This window comes from Mesorhizobium sp. WSM4830, assembly GCF_055811495.1.
In genome coordinates, this window is sequence record NZ_JBVVQI010000044.1 from 1 (window position 1) to 16290 (window position 16290).

A 16290-nucleotide genomic window follows, 5' to 3' on the forward strand; every position below is an offset into this window, starting at 1 on the left:
GTCTCCCTTGATTGAGATCTGCAACGACCTCATTCTGGCACATCACGATGCCGTCGGGGGCCGTCCACCCCAACACGTACTTTAAGTACGCTCCGCTCCGGTTCTCGGAAGCCACCACTCTCGGCACGGCCTGACCTGAATCTCGACACACCTCGGCGCGAAAGATTGCGGACCAACGTTGACGTCACGCTATCTCGACCCAGACCGGCGAGTGATCCGAACCGGCCACTTGCCGGTCGACCCACAGGCGCCTCAGCGATTTGGCAAGCGAAGCGCTGGTGAAGATGTAGTCGATGCGCTTGTAGCGACTGGTATCGCCCGGCCGTTTGGGGTCGACCCAGGTGACGAGATCGGCGCCGGCAGCGCCGAGGCGCAAGGCGGCATCGACGGCGAGGTCGGCGGTCACCGGCATGCCGAATTCATGGTCAGGCTGGCCGGCGAGTTCGACGTGTTCCGGCGATCCGGCGAGCATGTTGAAGTCGCCCATGACGACGAAGCCATCGGGACAAGGCAGCTCCGGCAAGCCGATCTCGGCGACGCCGGAGAGCCCGCCGCCCTCGAGCGGGTAGTTCAACAGGCGCTGGCGCAGAAAGCGGATTTGGCTCAGGCGTTCAACCGGGCTGCGGTGGTCGAGATGGGTGGAATAGAAGCGGATCGGACCAAGCGGCGTTTCGATCAGCGCCTCCAGCGCGCCGCGCTGGAAGTTCATCGCCTCGAAACTGCGGCTGCGCGGCAAAAGGAGATTGCGCGACAGATGGATCGGCGTGCTAGACAGCACCATGTTGCCGAGCTGGAAGGTGGTCGTGATGGCGCGGCCGTTCTGCAGGCGCGAGCCGGCGTCGGCCTCGAAATTGCTGCCGTAGACGGCAAAATAGTCGGGCAGCGCCTCGCCGAGCTCGGCCACCATGTCGCGGCCGCCATTCTTCGGGTTGGCGCGAGTGACCTCCTGCAGCGCGATCACGTCGGCGCCGCGCACGGCATCGGCGATACGGCCGACATCGTAGCGGCCGTCGAGACCGACGCCGTAGTGGATATTGTAAGTTACCAGCTTCATTCCGACATCTCGCGCTTGGAAGCCGAGGATCGATTTTCGGCAAGGGGGTCAACCAAATGCTACGCGTCCAGAGACACGTGCGACGTTACAGTAGCAAAAACGGCCCTCGCCCTTCGACCCGCCTTGGTTTAGAGCAATCCCGCAAAGCCAATAACAGAAACCATACAATCCGATGAAATTTCTCGATCAAGCCAAGGTCTACATCCGCTCCGGCGACGGCGGCGCCGGTTCGGTGTCGTTCCGACGCGAAAAGTTCATCGAGTTCGGCGGCCCGGACGGCGGCGATGGCGGCCGCGGCGGCGATGTCTGGGTCGAGGCGGTCGATGGGCTGAACACGCTGATCGACTATCGCTACCAGCAGCATTTCAAGGCCAAGACCGGGACGCACGGCATGGGTCGCAACATGACCGGCGCCAAGGGTGCCGACGTGACGCTGAAAGTGCCGGCCGGAACACAGGTCTTTGCCGAGGACAATGAGACGCTGATCTGCGATCTGACGGTCGTCGGCCAGCGCTTTCTTTTGGCCAAGGGCGGCAATGGCGGCTTCGGCAACCAGCATTTCAAGACCTCGACCAACCAGGCGCCGCGCCGCGCCAATCCCGGACTGCCGGGCGAAGAGCTCAATATCTGGCTCAGGCTGAAGCTGATCGCCGATGCCGGCCTTGTCGGGCTGCCCAACGCCGGCAAGTCGACCTTCCTGGCGGCGGTCACAGCGGCCAAGCCGAAGATCGCCGACTATCCCTTCACCACGCTGCATCCGGGCCTTGGCGTTGCCCGCATCGACGGGCGCGAATTCGTCATCGCCGACATTCCCGGCCTGATCGAAGGCGCACATGAAGGTGTCGGCATCGGCGACCGCTTCCTCGGCCATGTCGAACGCACGCGTGTCCTTCTTCATCTTGTCTCGGCGCAGGAAGAAAATCCGGCCAAGGCCTACAAGACCGTGCGCGCCGAACTCGACGCCTACGGCAACGGGCTGACCGACAAGGTCGAGATCGTCGCGCTTTCCCAAGTCGACATACTCGATGCCGCCGCGCGCAAGACGAAAGCCGCCTCGCTGAAACGCGCCGCCGGCCGCGCGCCGATGCTGCTTTCGGCGGTCACCGGCGAAGGCGTCGAGGCGGTGTTGCGCGCGCTGATGGCTGTGGTGGCCGATGCGCGCGAAGCTGTCGCTGCGCCGGTCGAGACGCGCTGGAACACATAGCCATGGCCACGCAATCGCTGAAAAATTATCGGCGCATTGCCGTCAAGATCGGCTCGGCGCTGCTTGTCGACCGCACGGCGGGCCTGAAACGCGACTGGCTGGCCTCGCTTGCCGACGACATCGCCGTGCTGGCCAATGGCGGCGCCGAAATTCTCGTCGTGTCTTCCGGGGCGATTGCACTTGGCCGCACCATCCTCGGCCTCGGCAAACGAGCGCTGAAGCTCGAGGAGAGCCAGGCCGCTGCTGCCGTCGGGCAGATCGCATTGGCCGGCGCCTGGTCGGATGCGCTCGGCAAGAATGGCCTGAAATCGGGCCAGATCCTGCTGACGCTCGGCGACACCGAAGAGCGCCGCCGCTACCTCAACGCGCGGGCGACGATCTCGACGCTGCTCAAGATGAAGGCGGTGCCGGTCATCAACGAGAACGACACGGTGGCGACATCGGAAATCCGTTATGGCGATAACGACCGGCTGGCAGCGCGCGTTGCCACCATGATGGGCGCCGATCTCCTGGTGCTGCTCTCCGACATTGACGGGCTCTACACGGCACCGCCTGCGCGTGACCCGCAAGCTCGGTTCATTCCGATCGTCGACCGCATCACCCCCGACATCGAGGCGATGGCGGGTGCCGCCGCTTCGGAATTGTCGCGCGGCGGCATGCGCACCAAGCTCGATGCCGGCAAGATTGCAACCGCCGCCGGCACCGCCATGATCATCACATCAGGCACGCGGCTGTCGCCGCTGCTGGCAATCGAGCGCGGCGAGCGCGCCACCTTCTTCCGGCCGAGCAGCAGCCCGGTCAAAGGTTACAAGACCTGGATCGCCGGGCAGCTCGAACCGGCGGGGCGGCTGACCGTCGATGCCGGCGCCATCGGCGCGCTGCTCTCCGGCAAGTCGCTGCTGCCGGCCGGTGTCAAACTGGTCAGCGGCAATTTTGCGCGTGGCGACACGGTGGCGATCCTGTCGCCCGAGGGCCGCGAGATTGCGCGCGGACTGGTTGCCTATGATGCGGCCGATGCCGTAAGGATCGCTGGCCTGAAGACGACCGAGATCGAAACCGTGCTCGGCTACGAGGCGCGTTCGGCGATGATCCACCGCGACGACCTTGTGGTGAGCCATGCCGGTGGCGAGCAAGTAGTCGGTGACCAGGTTACATAGCGGAGGATGAGCCATGCTGACGCTGCATGAAAAATCCCGGGATGATACCGTCGTGCTGATGGCCGATATCGGCCGCCGCGCGCGTGCCGCGGCCCGGCCGCTGGCCATAGCTGCGGCCGAGCGCAAGCGCGCGGCGCTGGTCGGCATGGCTCAGGCTATCCTTAGGCATGAGCAGGATATCCTCGACGCTAATGCCATCGATATCAGGAATGGCGAGGAGGCTGGCCTATCGGCAGCGTCGATGGACCGGCTGAAGCTCGATCCCGCCCGGATCCGGGCCATGGCCGACGGTATCCGCGAGATCGCAAACCTCAGCGATCCGGTCGGCGATGTCATTGCCGCATGGGACCGGCCGAACGGGTTGCATATCGAACGGGTGCGCACGCCGCTCGGCGTCGTCGGCGTCATCTATGAGAGCCGGCCGAACGTGACCGCCGATGCCGGTGCGCTCTGCCTCAAGGCGGGCAATCCGGTGATCCTGCGCGGCGGCTCGGATTCGGTGAATTCTTCCGCCGCGATCCATGCCTGCCTGGTCGAGGGGCTGAAGGCAGCCGGGCTGCCGGAGGATGCCATACAATTGGTGCCGACCACCGATCGTGCCGCCGTCGGCGAAATGCTGAAAGGGCTTTCCGGCAATCTCGAAGTCATCATTCCGCGCGGCGGCCGCAGCCTGGTCGAGCGTGTGCAGAACGAGGCGCGGGTGCCGGTGTTCGCGCATCTCGAGGGCATCTGCCATCTCTATATCGACCGATCGGCCGATCTCGACATGGCGGTCAGGATCGCGGTCAATGCCAAGATGCGGCGCACCGGGGTGTGCGGTGCTGCCGAGACGCTGCTGGTCGACCGTGCCGTCGCCGCCACGCACCTGGTGCCGATCCTCGAGGCCCTACGGGCGGCAGGCTGCGAGATCCATGCCGATGCCGAGGTGCTGAAGCTTTATGCCGATGCCCAGCCCGCGACCGATGCAGACTGGGTGACCGAATATCTCGCCGCCATCATTGCGGTGAAGCTGGTCGACGGTATTGGCGGCGCGATCGAGCATATCGAGACGTTCTCCTCGCATCACACCGAGGCGATCATCGCCGAGGATGCAAACGCCGTCGAACGGTTCTTCAACGAGATCGATTCCGCGATCCTTCTGCATAACGCCTCGACCCAGTTTGCCGATGGTGGCGAGTTCGGCATGGGCGCCGAGATCGGCATCGCCACCGGCAAGATGCATGCACGCGGGCCGGTCGGCGTCGAGCAACTGACCTCGTTCAAATACCGCGTGCGCGGGTCAGGACAGGTGAGGCCTTGAATCCGTCCGCGGTCCGAGCCTGAGAGGCGTGCGCGCAGCCACCCCCCTCTGCCCTGCCGGGCATCTCCCCCTCAAGGGGGGAGATCAGCTCTCTTTCGCGATTTCGCCAATTGCCGGGCGGGCAGAGTTCATGCCGTCATTGAAACTGACGATCTCTCCCCTTGAGGGGGAGATGCCCGGCAGGGCAGAGCGGGGTGCCTGACGCATGCTTGCCTTGTCCGAACATGCCATATCCTCCCGCTATCTGAAGATGCCGCATGCCGGGAAAGGCGTGGCGGTCGGGCTGTTCGGCGGTTCGTTCAACCCGCCGCATGCCGGCCATGCGCTGGTCGCCGAGATCGCACTCAGACGGCTTGCGCTCGACCAGCTGTGGTGGATGGTGACGCCCGGCAATCCGCTCAAGAATGCCGGAGACCTGGCGCCGCTGGCCGAGCGGCTGCAGCTGTCTGAAAAGATCGCCAAGAACCCGAAGATCAAGGTTACCGCCTTCGAGGCGGCCCACCACGTCCGCTTCACCGCCGACACGCTGGCGTTGGTCAAGGCGCGTAACCCCGGCGTCGATTTCGTCTGGATCATGGGGGCCGATTCGCTTCGCGACTTCCACCGCTGGCAGCGCTGGCGCCGTATCGTGATAACGTTCCCGATCGCGGTGGTCGACCGGCCAGGTGCGACGCTGTCGTTCCTGTCGTCCGTGGTCGCCAAGACGTTCGACTATGCCCGCGTCGACGAAGGCGACGCACCGCGGCTCGCCCGCATGGACGCGCCGGCCTGGACCTTCATCCACGGCCCGCGTTCGTCGCTGTCGTCGAGCGCGATCCGCAATGTGGCAAAGGGCTGAGCGGGCGGAAGGCAAGTCCAGCCATGTCGCATTTGCCGCTGCCTTGACCTGCTTGATGGGCGATCCTCGGTCATGACGATTCTCGAGCGCGACCAGGACAAGAACGGTCTAGGGCAGCCGGCGCCGTCGATCGCCATTGCCAGCATCCTCTTGTCGATGGGGCTGATCGCCGTCGGCAATGGGCTGATGTTCGCCTATATCCCAGTCCGGCTCGGCGCCGAGGGCTTCGATCCGACATGGGCGGGGCTGATCGTCACGGGTCTTTCGGCTGGCGGCCTCGCCGGCTGCATCCTGACCGGGCCGCTGGTGCGGCGTGTCGGTCATGCCCGCGTGTTCATGGTGCTGTCGGCACTGATCGTGCTGTCCAACGCCGCGGTCGGCGTCGGGCCGCACCCATTGCCATGGATCGCTGCACGGGCGCTCTACGGCTTTGCCATATGCGGCCTGTTCATTGTCGCGCAGAGCTGGCTGAACGATGTCGTCGCCAACGCCATCCGCGGCCGGGTCATGGCTATCTTCTACGTTGCCTATGTCGCCGGACTCGGCGTCGGCTATTCGACCCTGGCGTTGATCGATATCCGCTCGGCCGATGCGCCGCTGATCGGCATTGCCTTCACCGCGCTGTCGATCCTTCCCGTCGGGCTGACGCGCCTCGCGCAGCCACCGGCGCCGCAAGCGGCGTCGGTGGCGCTCGGCCGCGCCTGGCGGATCTCGCCGGTCGGCGTTGCCGGCATGCTTGCCGTCGGCGGCCTGTCGATGACGATTTCGGGTTTTGCGCCAATCCATGCCACCGCCAGAGGCTACAGCCAGGCCGACGTCGCCTTGCTGCTTTCGGCAATGCCGGTCGGCACGCTGATCCTGCAGATCCCGCTCGGCTGGATTTCCGACCGCACCGACCGGCGCTTTGTGCTGATCGCGGCGTCGGCGCTTGCCACCGCGGCGGGCCTGTTTGCGCTGGGTTTCGACGGTGGCGCGCTGGCGGCGCTGCTCGTCATCTACGTGGTCTGGGACGGCGCCTCGGAATCGATCTACTCTCTGGCCAGCGCCCATGCCGGCGACCGCGCCGGCAAGGACGACATGGTGGCGCTGTCGAGCTCGCTTCTGTTCGCCTGGTCGCTGTCCGGCTTCGTCGTGCCCGGCATTGTGACCGGGCTTTCCGCCATCTACGGCACGCAGGCCTTCATCTATGTGGCGATCGTCATTGCCGCAGCCTACTGCCTGTTCGTTCTTTGGCGGGTCGTCATGGTGCGGCCGGTGCCCGCCACCGAGACCGGCAGTTTCGCGCCGATGACGGCGCAGGCGCCGTTGCCCGTCGATCTCGCCTTCGCGCCCGAAGGTCAGCGCGGGCGCGGAGAGCTTTGAACGCCCTCCAGCTGGTTTCAAATGCTTTATTGCCGTGTGGCTGAGGCATCGGGCTGCGGCGCTTTCGGCGCCGGCGCCGGGACCGAAAGGCCCTCGGCATCGAACGCCTGCTTGACACTCTTGGTGAGGTCGATCTGGGCGGCGAAGAAGTCGGCGGCTGCCGTCCAGTAGCGCAAGGTGATGGTGACGGTGCTATCGCCGACAGTCGCGACAAAGGCGATCGGCGCCGGCTGCCGCCTGACACGCCGGTCGGCGGCGGCAACGCCAAGCATGGTCTTTTGCGCGAAATCGATGTCGTTCCACGAGCCGATGCTGAGCGTGATGTCGCCGCGGCGCACGCCGTTGCGGGTGAAATTGCGGACCGGCTGGTTCCACAGGGTCGAGTTGGGTGCAAGCACGTAGACGCCCTCGACCGTTCTCAGCGTTGTGGCAAACAGCCCGATCTCCTCGACGGTACCGGATATGGCGCCGACTTCGACATATTCGCCGATGCGGAACGGCCGCAGCGCCAGGAGCATGATACCGGCGGCAATGTTCTGCAGCGTGCCTTGCAGCGCCAGGCCGATGGCCAGGCCGGCGGCACCGATAGCGGCAATGATCGAAGCCGTCTGCACGCCGAACTGGCCGAGAACCATGATCACGACCAGTCCCAGGATAGCGTAGCGGACGACTTGCGAGAAGAAATGGCGGAGCGTTTCGTCGAAACCGTGAACGTGGCCGAGGCCGGCGTAGATCGAACGCTCGGCGAGGCCGGCGACGATGTAGCCAATGACCAGCAGGATGACGGCGCCGACCGCCGAAAGCGAGTAGGAGACGATCAGCGTGCTAAGTTGCGCAAGGCCGGATTGCACAGTGAGGAGAGCGTTCTGGGGATCGATTGGCATGTCGGGATTCCGGTTCGTGGATGAGCCGATAACCGCTGCGGGGCGGGGCGGTTCCGAATTTCTCGCCCGAAAAGCCGCATATTCGGCCGCTGCCGGGCGCCTGCTTGCGAGCGGTGTCTTGAAACTGCAACCTAACTCTGCCTATCTAAGCAGTGTCACCTGATTTCATAGGTGATTTGGTTGTTCTTGCTGCGAAAGGAAATACACTGAGAACAGCACTTCGGAAGAAGGCCGACATCGTGCCTTCGCCGGCCGGGATCAGCGTAAACGACGCCGTGTCCCGCGCCATCAAGACAGTCCTTGCCAGTCTGGAAGACTCCAAGGCCGAAAACATCGTCTCAATCGACATTCAGGGGAAATCGAGCCTCGGCGACTACATGGTCGTCGCATCGGGTCGATCGCACCGTCATGTCTCGGCTGTTGCCGATCATCTCCTCAAGGCGCTCAAGGATGCCGGGCTCGGCACGGCGCGCGTCGAGGGGCTGGCTGGCGCCGACTGGGTCCTGATCGATTCGGGCGACATCATCGTCCATGTCTTCCGTCCCGAGGTCCGCGACTTCTACAATCTCGAAAAGATGTGGCAGGCGCCTGATCTCGAGGAGGAGACCCTCCACTGAGCCGTACTCGTCTTGATGCATGTCGTTGTCCGACATGCATCAGCGGCTCTTCGAGGCAAGGATGAAGATTACCGTTCATGCCGTGGGCCGAATGAAAGCCGGCCCCGAGAAGCAGTTGGCCGATCGCTATTTCGAGCGTTTTGCCAAGAGCGGTCCTGCCGTAGGCCTCGAATTCGCCGGGATCGTCGAGATTGCCGAAGGCCGCGCGCAGACGGCCAATGAGCGCCGGCGCGAGGAAGGCCAGAAGCTGCAGACGCACTTGCAGCCGGGCACGGCGCTGATGCTGCTGGATGAGCGCGGCAAGAACCTTTCCTCCGAGGATTTCGCCGGCCGCATAGGTTCGCTGCGCGATGGCGGGCGCAAGGCGCTGGTGATTGCCATTGGCGGCGCCGACGGCCATGACCAGTCGCTGCGCGACCTGGCTGATCTGACGGTGTCGCTCGGCGCGCCGACCTGGCCGCATCAGCTGGTCCGCGTGATGCTGGGCGAGCAGCTTTACAGGGCGGCCACGATCCTTTCCGGCCACCCCTACCATCGTTCATGAAGTCGGCTCGGTCGGCGAATTGACGCCAGCCGCCCGGATTTTTGCCCCAATGCTCATCGACAGTTTGGGCGCATGGGGTTTGCGGATGGCGGCCGGGGCTCGAACATGGTTGATGGTTCGTTAACGAAGCCGCGCATAGAGTTAGGCTTCAATGTCTGAAGACTGGAAATCACGAACGGGCTCCTGGCGCGTACGCTGCGGCATCGCCGTGGCGACGATCGCGCTTTTGCTCGGCGTCGCGCGGGCCGAGAACACGCTCGACCTGGCGCCCGACCCGGACCAGAGCCGCGCCGAATACGAAAAAGTATCGAAAGAGATCACGCTGTCGTCCGAGCGGCTGGCCAAGCTCGCCGCCGACATAGCGGCGGTCAAGAAGGACCACGCCTCGATCACCGCGGCGCTGATCCAGTCGGCGATGACCGAGCAGAAGCTCGGCCAGGACATCGAGGACATTGGCGGCAAGCTCGAAGGGCTGAAGGCGCAGGAGCGGAAAATCCGCGCCTCACTGGCCGCCAGACGCGACGTTCTGGCCGAAGTGCTCGGCGCGCTTCAGCGCATGGGGCTTAACCCGCCGCCGGCGATCCTGGTCAAGCCCGAGGACGCACTGTCGTCGGTGCGCAGTGCCATCCTGCTCGGTGCCGTGGTGCCGGAACTGCGCCTGCAGACCGACATGTTGCTGGCCGACCTCAAAGAGCAGTCGCGGGTGACGGCCTCGATCGAGGCCGAGCGGGCGCGGCTGACGGCAGCGGTCGGCGAGCAGGCGGCGGAAAAAAAGCGGCTCGGCATGCTGCTCGAAGCCAAGCAGAAGCTCGCCGCCGATACGCAAACCGCGCTGGCCGCCGAAAAGCAGCGATCCGCGACGCTGGCGGCCAAGGCCGGCAGCCTGAAAGAGCTGATCGCATCGCTCGAGGCCGACAGGGCCCGCAAGGCGGCGGATGCGGCCAAGGCGGCCGAGCAAAAGACCGCGGACGCCGACAAGGGCCCGGCATCAGCCCCACCGCCCACGGAATTGGCCTCGCTGCCGGTGCCGGAGAGCAACAGGCTCACCGCTGCTGCGCCGTTTTCCGCGCTTCAAGGACAGATCGCGCTGCCGGTCACCGGCAGGATCAAGCGGCGCTTCGGGGCCAATGACGGTAACGGCGCGGTGATGCTCGGTGACATGGTTGCGACACAATCGGGAGCCATCGTCACAGCGCCGGCGGATGGAAATGTGCTTTATGCGGGGCCTTTCCGCTCTTACGGTCAACTCTTGATCCTGAATGCGGGTGACGGCTATCATGTCGTCCTGGCGGGGATGAGCAGAATCAGCGTCGCGTCTGGCCAGTCGGTGCTCGCAGGTGAGCCGGTCGGCGCGATGGGAGAGGCCCGGGTGGCGAGCACCTCGGCATCGAAGAATGGAAATGCCACGCCGGAGCTCTATGTCGAGTTCCGCAAGGATGGAAAACCCGTCGATCCGGCCCCATGGTGGGCGGACCGTTTTTCTGGAAGGACGTGAATGATGCGGAAACTGTCGCTTCTGTTTGCCGGTGCGCTGATGGGTGCATCGGCGATGAGCCTGGTCTATGGCGCGCCCGGCTCGACGGCGAAGGCTGCGGGCTCCGAGACCTATAAGCAACTGGCGATCTTCGGCGACATCTTCGAACGGGTACGTGCGAATTATGTGACGCCGCCCGACGACAAGTCGCTGGTTGAAAATGCCATCAACGGCATGCTGTCCTCGCTCGACCCGCACTCCTCCTACATGAACGCCGAAGAAGCGCAGGACATGCGCGTGCAAACCAAGGGCGAGTTCGGCGGCCTCGGCATCGAGGTCACCATGGAAAACGACCTGGTCAAGGTGATCACGCCGATCGACGATACGCCGGCCGCCAAGGCAGGCGTGCTCGCCGGCGACTATATCGCCAAGATCGACGGCGAGGAGGTTCGCGGCCTGACGCTCAACGACGCCGTCGAGAAGATGCGCGGGCTGGTCAACACGCCGATCAAGCTCACCATCCTGCGCCAGGGCGCCGACAAGCCGATCGAACTGACGGTCGTGCGCGATATCATCAAGGTCAAGGCGGTCAAGTTCCGGGTCGAAAACGACATCGGCTACATGAAGATCACCTCCTTTACCGAAAAGACCTATGACGACCTCGAGAATGCCATCGACACCATCAAGAAGCAGGTGCCGAACGACAAGCTCAAGGGCTACGTGCTCGACCTGCGCCTCAATCCGGGCGGTTTGCTCGACCAGGCGGTGAGCGTGTCGGATGCCTTCCTCGACCGTGGCGAGATCGTCTCGACGCGCGGCCGCGATCCGAAGGACGTCACCCGCTTCGACGCGCGGGCCGGCGACGACATCGGCGGCAAGCCGCTGATCGTGCTCGTCAACGGCGGCTCGGCCAGTGCCTCGGAAATCGTCGCCGGCGCGCTGCAGGATCTGCGCCGCGCCACAGTGGTCGGCACGCAGTCCTTCGGCAAGGGTTCGGTGCAGACCATCATCCCGCTTGGCGAGAACGGGGCGCTGCGGCTGACGACGGCGCTCTATTACACGCCGTCCGGCAAGTCGATCCAGGGCAAGGGTATCACGCCCGACATCAAGGTCGACCAGCCGCTGCCGGCGGAACTGCAGGGCAGGGACCTGACGCGCGGCGAATCCGACCTCAAGGGCCACATCAAGGGCGCCGACGAAGGCACGACCGGTTCGGGTTCGGCAGCCTATGTGCCGCCGGAACCGAAGGACGATTTGCAGCTCATCTTTGCCGAGCAGCTGCTGCGCGGCCAGAAGACCGATCCGGCGTTCCCGCCGAATCCGCAAAAGGCCGTGTTGAACCAGTAAGGGCGGGCAAGCCGGGCCAAACAGGTCTGGCTGCCTGAGCGAAGCGATGCGATGCTGCCGGGGCCGCGAGGTTCCGGCAGTTTGATTCGGGGCTGCGGCCGGCATGCTGCGCGTCCAGTGAAGCAAGGGGACGCGCCGACATTTTGGATTTTGCGCCTCCGGAGAAGGTTTACTTCGGGGATGCACGCCGGGGGTGCGGCTTGGCTGATATCGGCAAGGACATAGAACGACCTCTCGGACAGGCGATCCGGCCGTCGCGTTCAGGCAGCGGGATCAGCGCCGGTGCGGTCGCGGCCGCGCTTGTCGTGCTGTCCGTGGTCGGCGTCTCCGGCGCGATCGCCTTACGCGACAAGCCGTTCCGGAAGCTGCAAGAAGTCGCCGTTTCGATGCCGAAGCTGCCGGCAGCGGCAGATACCGCCGCGGCGCCCGCCAAGGCGCCCGAACCGGCAGCGCCAAGCAACGCAAGCCAACAGAAGACCGGCGAGAAGACGGGCGGTCCGCAGATCATCCATGTCCAGACCGAGGAGGGCGACGATCCACCCGAGGCAGCCATCGTCATTCGCGACCCTTCGACGATCGGCCAGAATCTCAGGATCGCGCACATTCCCGACAAGGCGCTGGTCGAGGCCAGCGAGACCGGTCTGCTGCCGATCCGCGCCGCCGACGGCCGGCGCCCCTTCGATGTCTATGCGCGGCCGTGGTCCGGGGCTCGTGGCGCACGCGTGGCGCTCGTCATCGGCGGGCTTGCCGTGTCGCAGACCGGCACGCAGGCAGCCATCGCCAAGCTGCCGGCGGAGGTGACGCTGGCCTTCGCGCCGCAAGGCAACAGCATCGGCCGATGGATGCAGGTGGCGCGGCAGAGCGGCCATGAGGTCATCATGCAGGTGCCGCTCGAGCCGTTCGACTATCCGAACGTCAATCCCGGCCGTAACACCCTGACCGTAGCTGCGAGGCCGGACGAGAATTTGAAGAATTTACGCTGGGCGCTGTCGCGAACGACCAACTACACCGGCGTCATGAATTATATGGGCGCCCGCTTTTCAGCGGACGCGACGGCGATGGGGCCGTTGATGGCCGAGCTTGGCAAGCGTGGCCTCGCCTATGTCGACGACGGTTCGTCGGCGCGCAGCCTGGCACCCGAACTGGCGCTGAAGGACGGCGTGCCGTTCGTCGGCGGCGATACGGCGATCGACGCGGTGCAGGACCGCGGCGCCATATTGAAGAAACTGGATGGGCTGGAAGCGACGGCGCGAGCGAAAGGCTTTGCCGTCGGCATCGGCTCGGCCTTCGACCTGACGGTCGATACCGTATCGTCCTGGGTGACCGAGGCCAAGAAGCGCGGCATCGAGATCGTGCCGGTTTCGGCGGTGGCCATAGATCCGGAAAAAGGCTGAGATGGCAAAGAACAAGCTCGTTGACGCCGAGACACTGCCCTACCGGCCCTGCGTAGGGGTGATGGTCCTCAATGGCGACGGCCTGGTCTGGGTCGGCCGTCGCATTGCCGAGCCGGACAGCGAATTCGCTGGAACGACGCAGCTCTGGCAGATGCCGCAGGGCGGCATCGACGATGGCGAGGAGCCGCTGCCCGCGGCGGCGCGCGAACTCTACGAAGAGACCGGCATGCGCTCGGTGTCGCTGCTGGCCGAGGCGCCGCACTGGATCAACTACGACCTGCCGGCGCATCTGGTCGGCGTCGCCTTCAAGGGACGGTATCGCGGCCAGAAGCAGAAATGGTTTGCCTTCCGCTTCCACGGCGACGAAAGCGAGATCGCGATCAATCCGCCACCGGGTGGCCACAAGGCTGAGTTCGACCGGTGGGCGTGGCGGCCGATGCTGGAACTGCCCGGCCTGATCGTGCCGTTCAAGCGCAAGGTCTACGAAGACGTGGTGGCAGCGTTCCGGCACCTGGTGGCGTAGCCGCTGGCCTTCCGCTAAAACAGGTCGGCATGAACGACATCTCCAGCAAATCTCCACCGAAGGCTGGCGCCCCGAGCGAGCCGATCAGCGAAGCGGCGGCGGGGGCGATCCTGACCATCGATCTCGGCGCCATCCGTGAGAATTACCGGCGGCTGAAGGCGCGGCTGGGCGGCGTCGGCTGCGCTGGTGTAGTCAAGGCCGACGGTTACGGGATTGGCGCGGCGCCGGTGGCCGCGGCGCTGATGGCTGAGGGCTGCAACATTTTCTTTGTCGCGCATTTGGCCGGCGGCATCTTGCTGCGCAAGGCGCTCGGCTCAGACCCGGCCATCTACGTGCTGAACGGCATTCCGCCGGGTGCGGAAAGGGAAGCGGTTGCAGCAGGGCTTTGCACCGTACTCAACAGCGCCAGCCAACTCGCGGCATGGCGCGAAATGGCCGGACGGGTGGGCCGTAAGCTGCCGGCCGCCCTCCAGGTTGACAGCGGCATGTCGCGGCTCGGCATGACGCCGTCCGAGGTGAAGGCAGTCGCGCGGGATCCACACGCCTTCGACGGTGTCGAACTGACCTTCGTGATGAGCCATCTCGCCTGCGCCGACGAACCCGAGCAACCGGCCAACGAACAGCAACGGCTGGAATTCGAACGGCTGCGCCGGATGCTGCCGGAAGCGCCGGCTTCGCTTGCCAATTCATCGGGCATTTTTCTCGGGCAGCGCTATCACTACGACCTCGTTCGTCCGGGTGCCGCTCTCTATGGCATCAATCCGACGCCGGCGAAGGACAATCCGATGCTGCCGGTGGTGCGATTGCAGGCCAAGGTCATCCAGACGCGGATATTGGAGGCCGGCGCCGGTGTCGGCTACGGCCACACTTTCCATGCCAAGGCCCCGCTTGCCGCGGCGACGATTTCGCTCGGCTACGGCGATGGCTGGCATCGTCGCGCCGCTTCCTCCGCCTGGTTCGAAAATGTGCGGCTGCCCTTCGTCGGCCGGATTTCGATGGATACGATCATTCTCGACATTTCCGCATTGCCGCCCGGCAGGCTGCAGGCCGGCGACCTCGTCGAACTGATCGGGCCGTCGTCGCAGACGGTGGACCAGGTAGCCGGCCAGGCCGGCACCATCGGCTACGAGGTCTTGACCAGCCTCGGCCACCGTTTCCACCGGCGCTATGTGAATGGCTAGGACGCAAGCTTGTTGTCCTCACGCATGTCTTTTCCCTAAGCATCGGGCCTTGGCTGACGCCACAGAATCCGGCAGACAGAAGGCGGCGATGATCCCGCTCTCGAATCCCGACGAGGTGCCGCCGCGGAGAACCAAACGATGAAGATCTTCGTGCTGGGCGGCGGCGTGATCGGGGTCACCACCGCCTATTTTCTTGCCGAGGCCGGCCATGAGGTGACCGTGATCGATCGCCAGAAAGGCCCGGCGCTAGAAACCAGCTTTGCCAATGCCGGCGAGATCTCGCCCGGCTATGCCTCGCCCTGGGCCGGGCCCGGCGTTCCGCTGAAGGCCATCAAATGGCTTTTGATGAAGCACGGTCCACTAGTGGTACGGCCGGCCCTCGATCCGCATATGTGGATATGGCTGATCAAGATGCTGCGCAATTGCACGGCTGAACGCTACGCGCTGAACAAGGCGCGCATGGTGCCGCTGGCCGAGTACAGCCGCGACACGCTGAAGGCGCTGCGCGAGGCGACCGGCATCGCCTATGACGAGCGCCCCAAGGGCACGCTGCAGCTCTTCCGAACGCAAAAGCAGCTCGACGGCGTCGGTGGCGATGTCGAGGTGCTGAAGACCTATGGCGTCCCCTACGAGGTCCTCGACCCCGACGGCTGCATTGCGGCCGAGCCTGGGCTGGCCGGCGTGCGCGAAAAATTCGTCGGTGGCCTGCGGTTGCCCGGCGACGAAACCGGCGACTGCAAGATGTTCACCGACAGGCTTGCCGAGCTTTGCGCAGCACGCGGCGTCACTTTCGAATACGACACGGAGATACGGCGCGTCGTCAAGAAGCGCGATCGCATCACCAATATCAGCACCAGCAAGGGCTGGATGGTCGCTGATGCCTATGTGATGGCGATGGGCAGCTATTCGGCGCGGTTCATGCGCATGCTGAAGCGGCCCATCCCGGTCTACCCGGTCAAGGGCTATTCGATCACCTTGCCGATCAAGGACGCCGCCGCCGCACCGGTCTCGACCGTGATGGACGAGAGCTACAAGGTAGCGATCACCAGGCTCGGCGACCGTATCCGGGTTGGCGGCACGGCGGAGATTTCCGGCTTCGACCTGCGGCTGCACGAATCGCGGCGGCGCACGCTCGAACATTCGGTCGGCGACCTGTTCCCGGGCAGCGGCGACATGCGGTCGGCGACCTTCTGGTGCGGGCTGCGGCCGATGACACCGGACGGGCCGCCGCTGATCGGCCGCACCGATTTCTCCAATCTCTATCTCAACACCGGCCATGGCACACTCGGCTGGACCATGGCCTGCGGCTCGGCCAAGGTTCTAGCCGACATCATCTCCAGTCGGGTGCCGGACATCGACGTCGGCGACCTTGGGCCGGGACGATACGCCAAGTGAGACCCCAGCAGCTAAA

The 16290-nt window shown here is 64.9% G+C and carries 15 protein-coding genes; 13 read left to right on the top strand and 2 right to left on the bottom strand.

The genetic code is table 11. From position 1 onward, the window contains the following. Positions 1–184: 184 nt before the first annotated feature. A complete protein-coding gene (locus AC0L2Y_RS31560; RefSeq protein ID WP_473561858.1) occupies positions 185–1054 on the bottom strand; it encodes an endonuclease/exonuclease/phosphatase family protein in 870 nt (289 codons plus the stop codon). A 172-nt stretch (positions 1055–1226) separates the two neighbouring features. On the opposite strand from AC0L2Y_RS31560, the gene obgE reads away from it, so the two are divergent. The 5 genes from obgE (at position 1227) to AC0L2Y_RS31585 (ending at position 6915) form a co-directional block, all read left to right on the top strand. After that, positions 1227–2258 (top strand): GTPase ObgE, encoded by a 1032-nt coding sequence (obgE, locus tag AC0L2Y_RS31565; RefSeq protein ID WP_352465645.1) that lies wholly within the window; start codon positions 1227–1229, stop codon positions 2256–2258. A 2-nt stretch (positions 2259–2260) separates the two neighbouring features. Beyond that, positions 2261–3415, top strand: a complete 1155-nt coding sequence (gene proB, locus AC0L2Y_RS31570) for a glutamate 5-kinase (protein ID WP_473561859.1) — start codon at positions 2261–2263, stop codon at positions 3413–3415. A 13-nt stretch (positions 3416–3428) separates the two neighbouring features. Further along, complete coding sequence (locus AC0L2Y_RS31575; protein WP_473561861.1) at positions 3429–4715, top strand: glutamate-5-semialdehyde dehydrogenase; 1287 nt, start codon at positions 3429–3431, stop codon at positions 4713–4715. 250 nt (positions 4716–4965) lie between these two features. Then, a complete protein-coding gene (locus AC0L2Y_RS31580) occupies positions 4966–5553 on the top strand; it encodes a nicotinate-nucleotide adenylyltransferase (protein ID WP_473561882.1) in 588 nt (195 codons plus the stop codon). 72 nt (positions 5554–5625) lie between these two features. Further along, positions 5626–6915 carry an MFS transporter gene (locus AC0L2Y_RS31585; RefSeq protein ID WP_473561863.1) on the top strand — a complete coding sequence of 430 codons (1290 nt, stop codon included), beginning with the start codon at positions 5626–5628 and terminating at the stop codon, positions 6913–6915. Positions 6916–6941: 26 nt separating this feature from the next. On the opposite strand, the gene AC0L2Y_RS31590 is transcribed toward AC0L2Y_RS31585, so the two are convergent. Beyond that, positions 6942–7799 (bottom strand): mechanosensitive ion channel family protein, encoded by an 858-nt coding sequence (locus AC0L2Y_RS31590; RefSeq protein ID WP_352489207.1) that lies wholly within the window; start codon positions 7797–7799, stop codon positions 6942–6944. Between the two features lie 239 nt (positions 7800–8038). Between AC0L2Y_RS31590 and rsfS the strand changes: the two genes are divergently transcribed. From rsfS to AC0L2Y_RS31630, 8 genes are all read left to right on the top strand, one after another. Beyond that, entirely contained in the window at positions 8039–8416 is a 378-nt protein-coding gene (gene rsfS / locus AC0L2Y_RS31595; protein WP_023678068.1) for a ribosome silencing factor, read from the top strand. Positions 8417–8477: 61 nt separating this feature from the next. Then, positions 8478–8960 carry a 23S rRNA (pseudouridine(1915)-N(3))-methyltransferase RlmH gene (gene rlmH, locus AC0L2Y_RS31600; RefSeq protein ID WP_473561865.1) on the top strand — a complete coding sequence of 161 codons (483 nt, stop codon included), beginning with the start codon at positions 8478–8480 and terminating at the stop codon, positions 8958–8960. Between the two features lie 151 nt (positions 8961–9111). Next, positions 9112–10455, top strand: a complete 1344-nt coding sequence (locus AC0L2Y_RS31605; protein WP_473561866.1) for a murein hydrolase activator EnvC family protein — start codon at positions 9112–9114, stop codon at positions 10453–10455. Beyond that, positions 10456–11781: a S41 family peptidase gene (locus AC0L2Y_RS31610; protein ID WP_352489210.1), complete on the top strand. Its 1326-nt coding sequence runs from the start codon at positions 10456–10458 to the stop codon at positions 11779–11781. A gap of 200 nt (positions 11782–11981) precedes the next feature. After that, on the top strand, positions 11982–13175 hold the full coding sequence (locus tag AC0L2Y_RS31615; protein WP_473561868.1) for a divergent polysaccharide deacetylase family protein: 1194 nt from the start codon (positions 11982–11984) through the stop codon (positions 13173–13175). Between the two features lies 1 nt (position 13176). Further along, on the top strand, positions 13177–13698 hold the full coding sequence (locus AC0L2Y_RS31620) for an RNA pyrophosphohydrolase (RefSeq protein WP_473561870.1): 522 nt from the start codon (positions 13177–13179) through the stop codon (positions 13696–13698). Between the two features lie 29 nt (positions 13699–13727). Beyond that, positions 13728–14879 (top strand): alanine racemase, encoded by a 1152-nt coding sequence (alr, locus tag AC0L2Y_RS31625; protein ID WP_473561872.1) that lies wholly within the window; start codon positions 13728–13730, stop codon positions 14877–14879. 66 nt (positions 14880–14945) lie between these two features. Then, on the top strand, positions 14946–16274 hold the full coding sequence (locus AC0L2Y_RS31630) for a D-amino acid dehydrogenase (RefSeq protein ID WP_473561884.1): 1329 nt from the start codon (positions 14946–14948) through the stop codon (positions 16272–16274). The last annotated feature ends 16 nt before the right edge of the window (positions 16275–16290 follow it).

Coding starts and splice junctions, on each gene's coding strand:
- AC0L2Y_RS31585 (WP_473561863.1), top strand. CDS start 5,626: ATGACGATTCTCGAGCGCGACCAGGACAAGAACGGTCTAGGGCAGCCG.
- AC0L2Y_RS31610 (WP_352489210.1), top strand. CDS start 10,456: ATGATGCGGAAACTGTCGCTTCTGTTTGCCGGTGCGCTGATGGGTGCA.
- rlmH (WP_473561865.1), top strand. CDS start 8,478: ATGAAGATTACCGTTCATGCCGTGGGCCGAATGAAAGCCGGCCCCGAG.
- AC0L2Y_RS31605 (WP_473561866.1), top strand. CDS start 9,112: ATGTCTGAAGACTGGAAATCACGAACGGGCTCCTGGCGCGTACGCTGC.
- AC0L2Y_RS31580 (WP_473561882.1), top strand. CDS start 4,966: ATGCCGCATGCCGGGAAAGGCGTGGCGGTCGGGCTGTTCGGCGGTTCG.
- AC0L2Y_RS31620 (WP_473561870.1), top strand. CDS start 13,177: ATGGCAAAGAACAAGCTCGTTGACGCCGAGACACTGCCCTACCGGCCC.
- AC0L2Y_RS31590 (WP_352489207.1), bottom strand. CDS start 7,799: ATGCCAATCGATCCCCAGAACGCTCTCCTCACTGTGCAATCCGGCCTT.
- proB (WP_473561859.1), top strand. CDS start 2,261: ATGGCCACGCAATCGCTGAAAAATTATCGGCGCATTGCCGTCAAGATC.
- obgE (WP_352465645.1), top strand. CDS start 1,227: ATGAAATTTCTCGATCAAGCCAAGGTCTACATCCGCTCCGGCGACGGC.
- alr (WP_473561872.1), top strand. CDS start 13,728: ATGAACGACATCTCCAGCAAATCTCCACCGAAGGCTGGCGCCCCGAGC.
- AC0L2Y_RS31575 (WP_473561861.1), top strand. CDS start 3,429: ATGCTGACGCTGCATGAAAAATCCCGGGATGATACCGTCGTGCTGATG.
- AC0L2Y_RS31560 (WP_473561858.1), bottom strand. CDS start 1,054: ATGAAGCTGGTAACTTACAATATCCACTACGGCGTCGGTCTCGACGGC.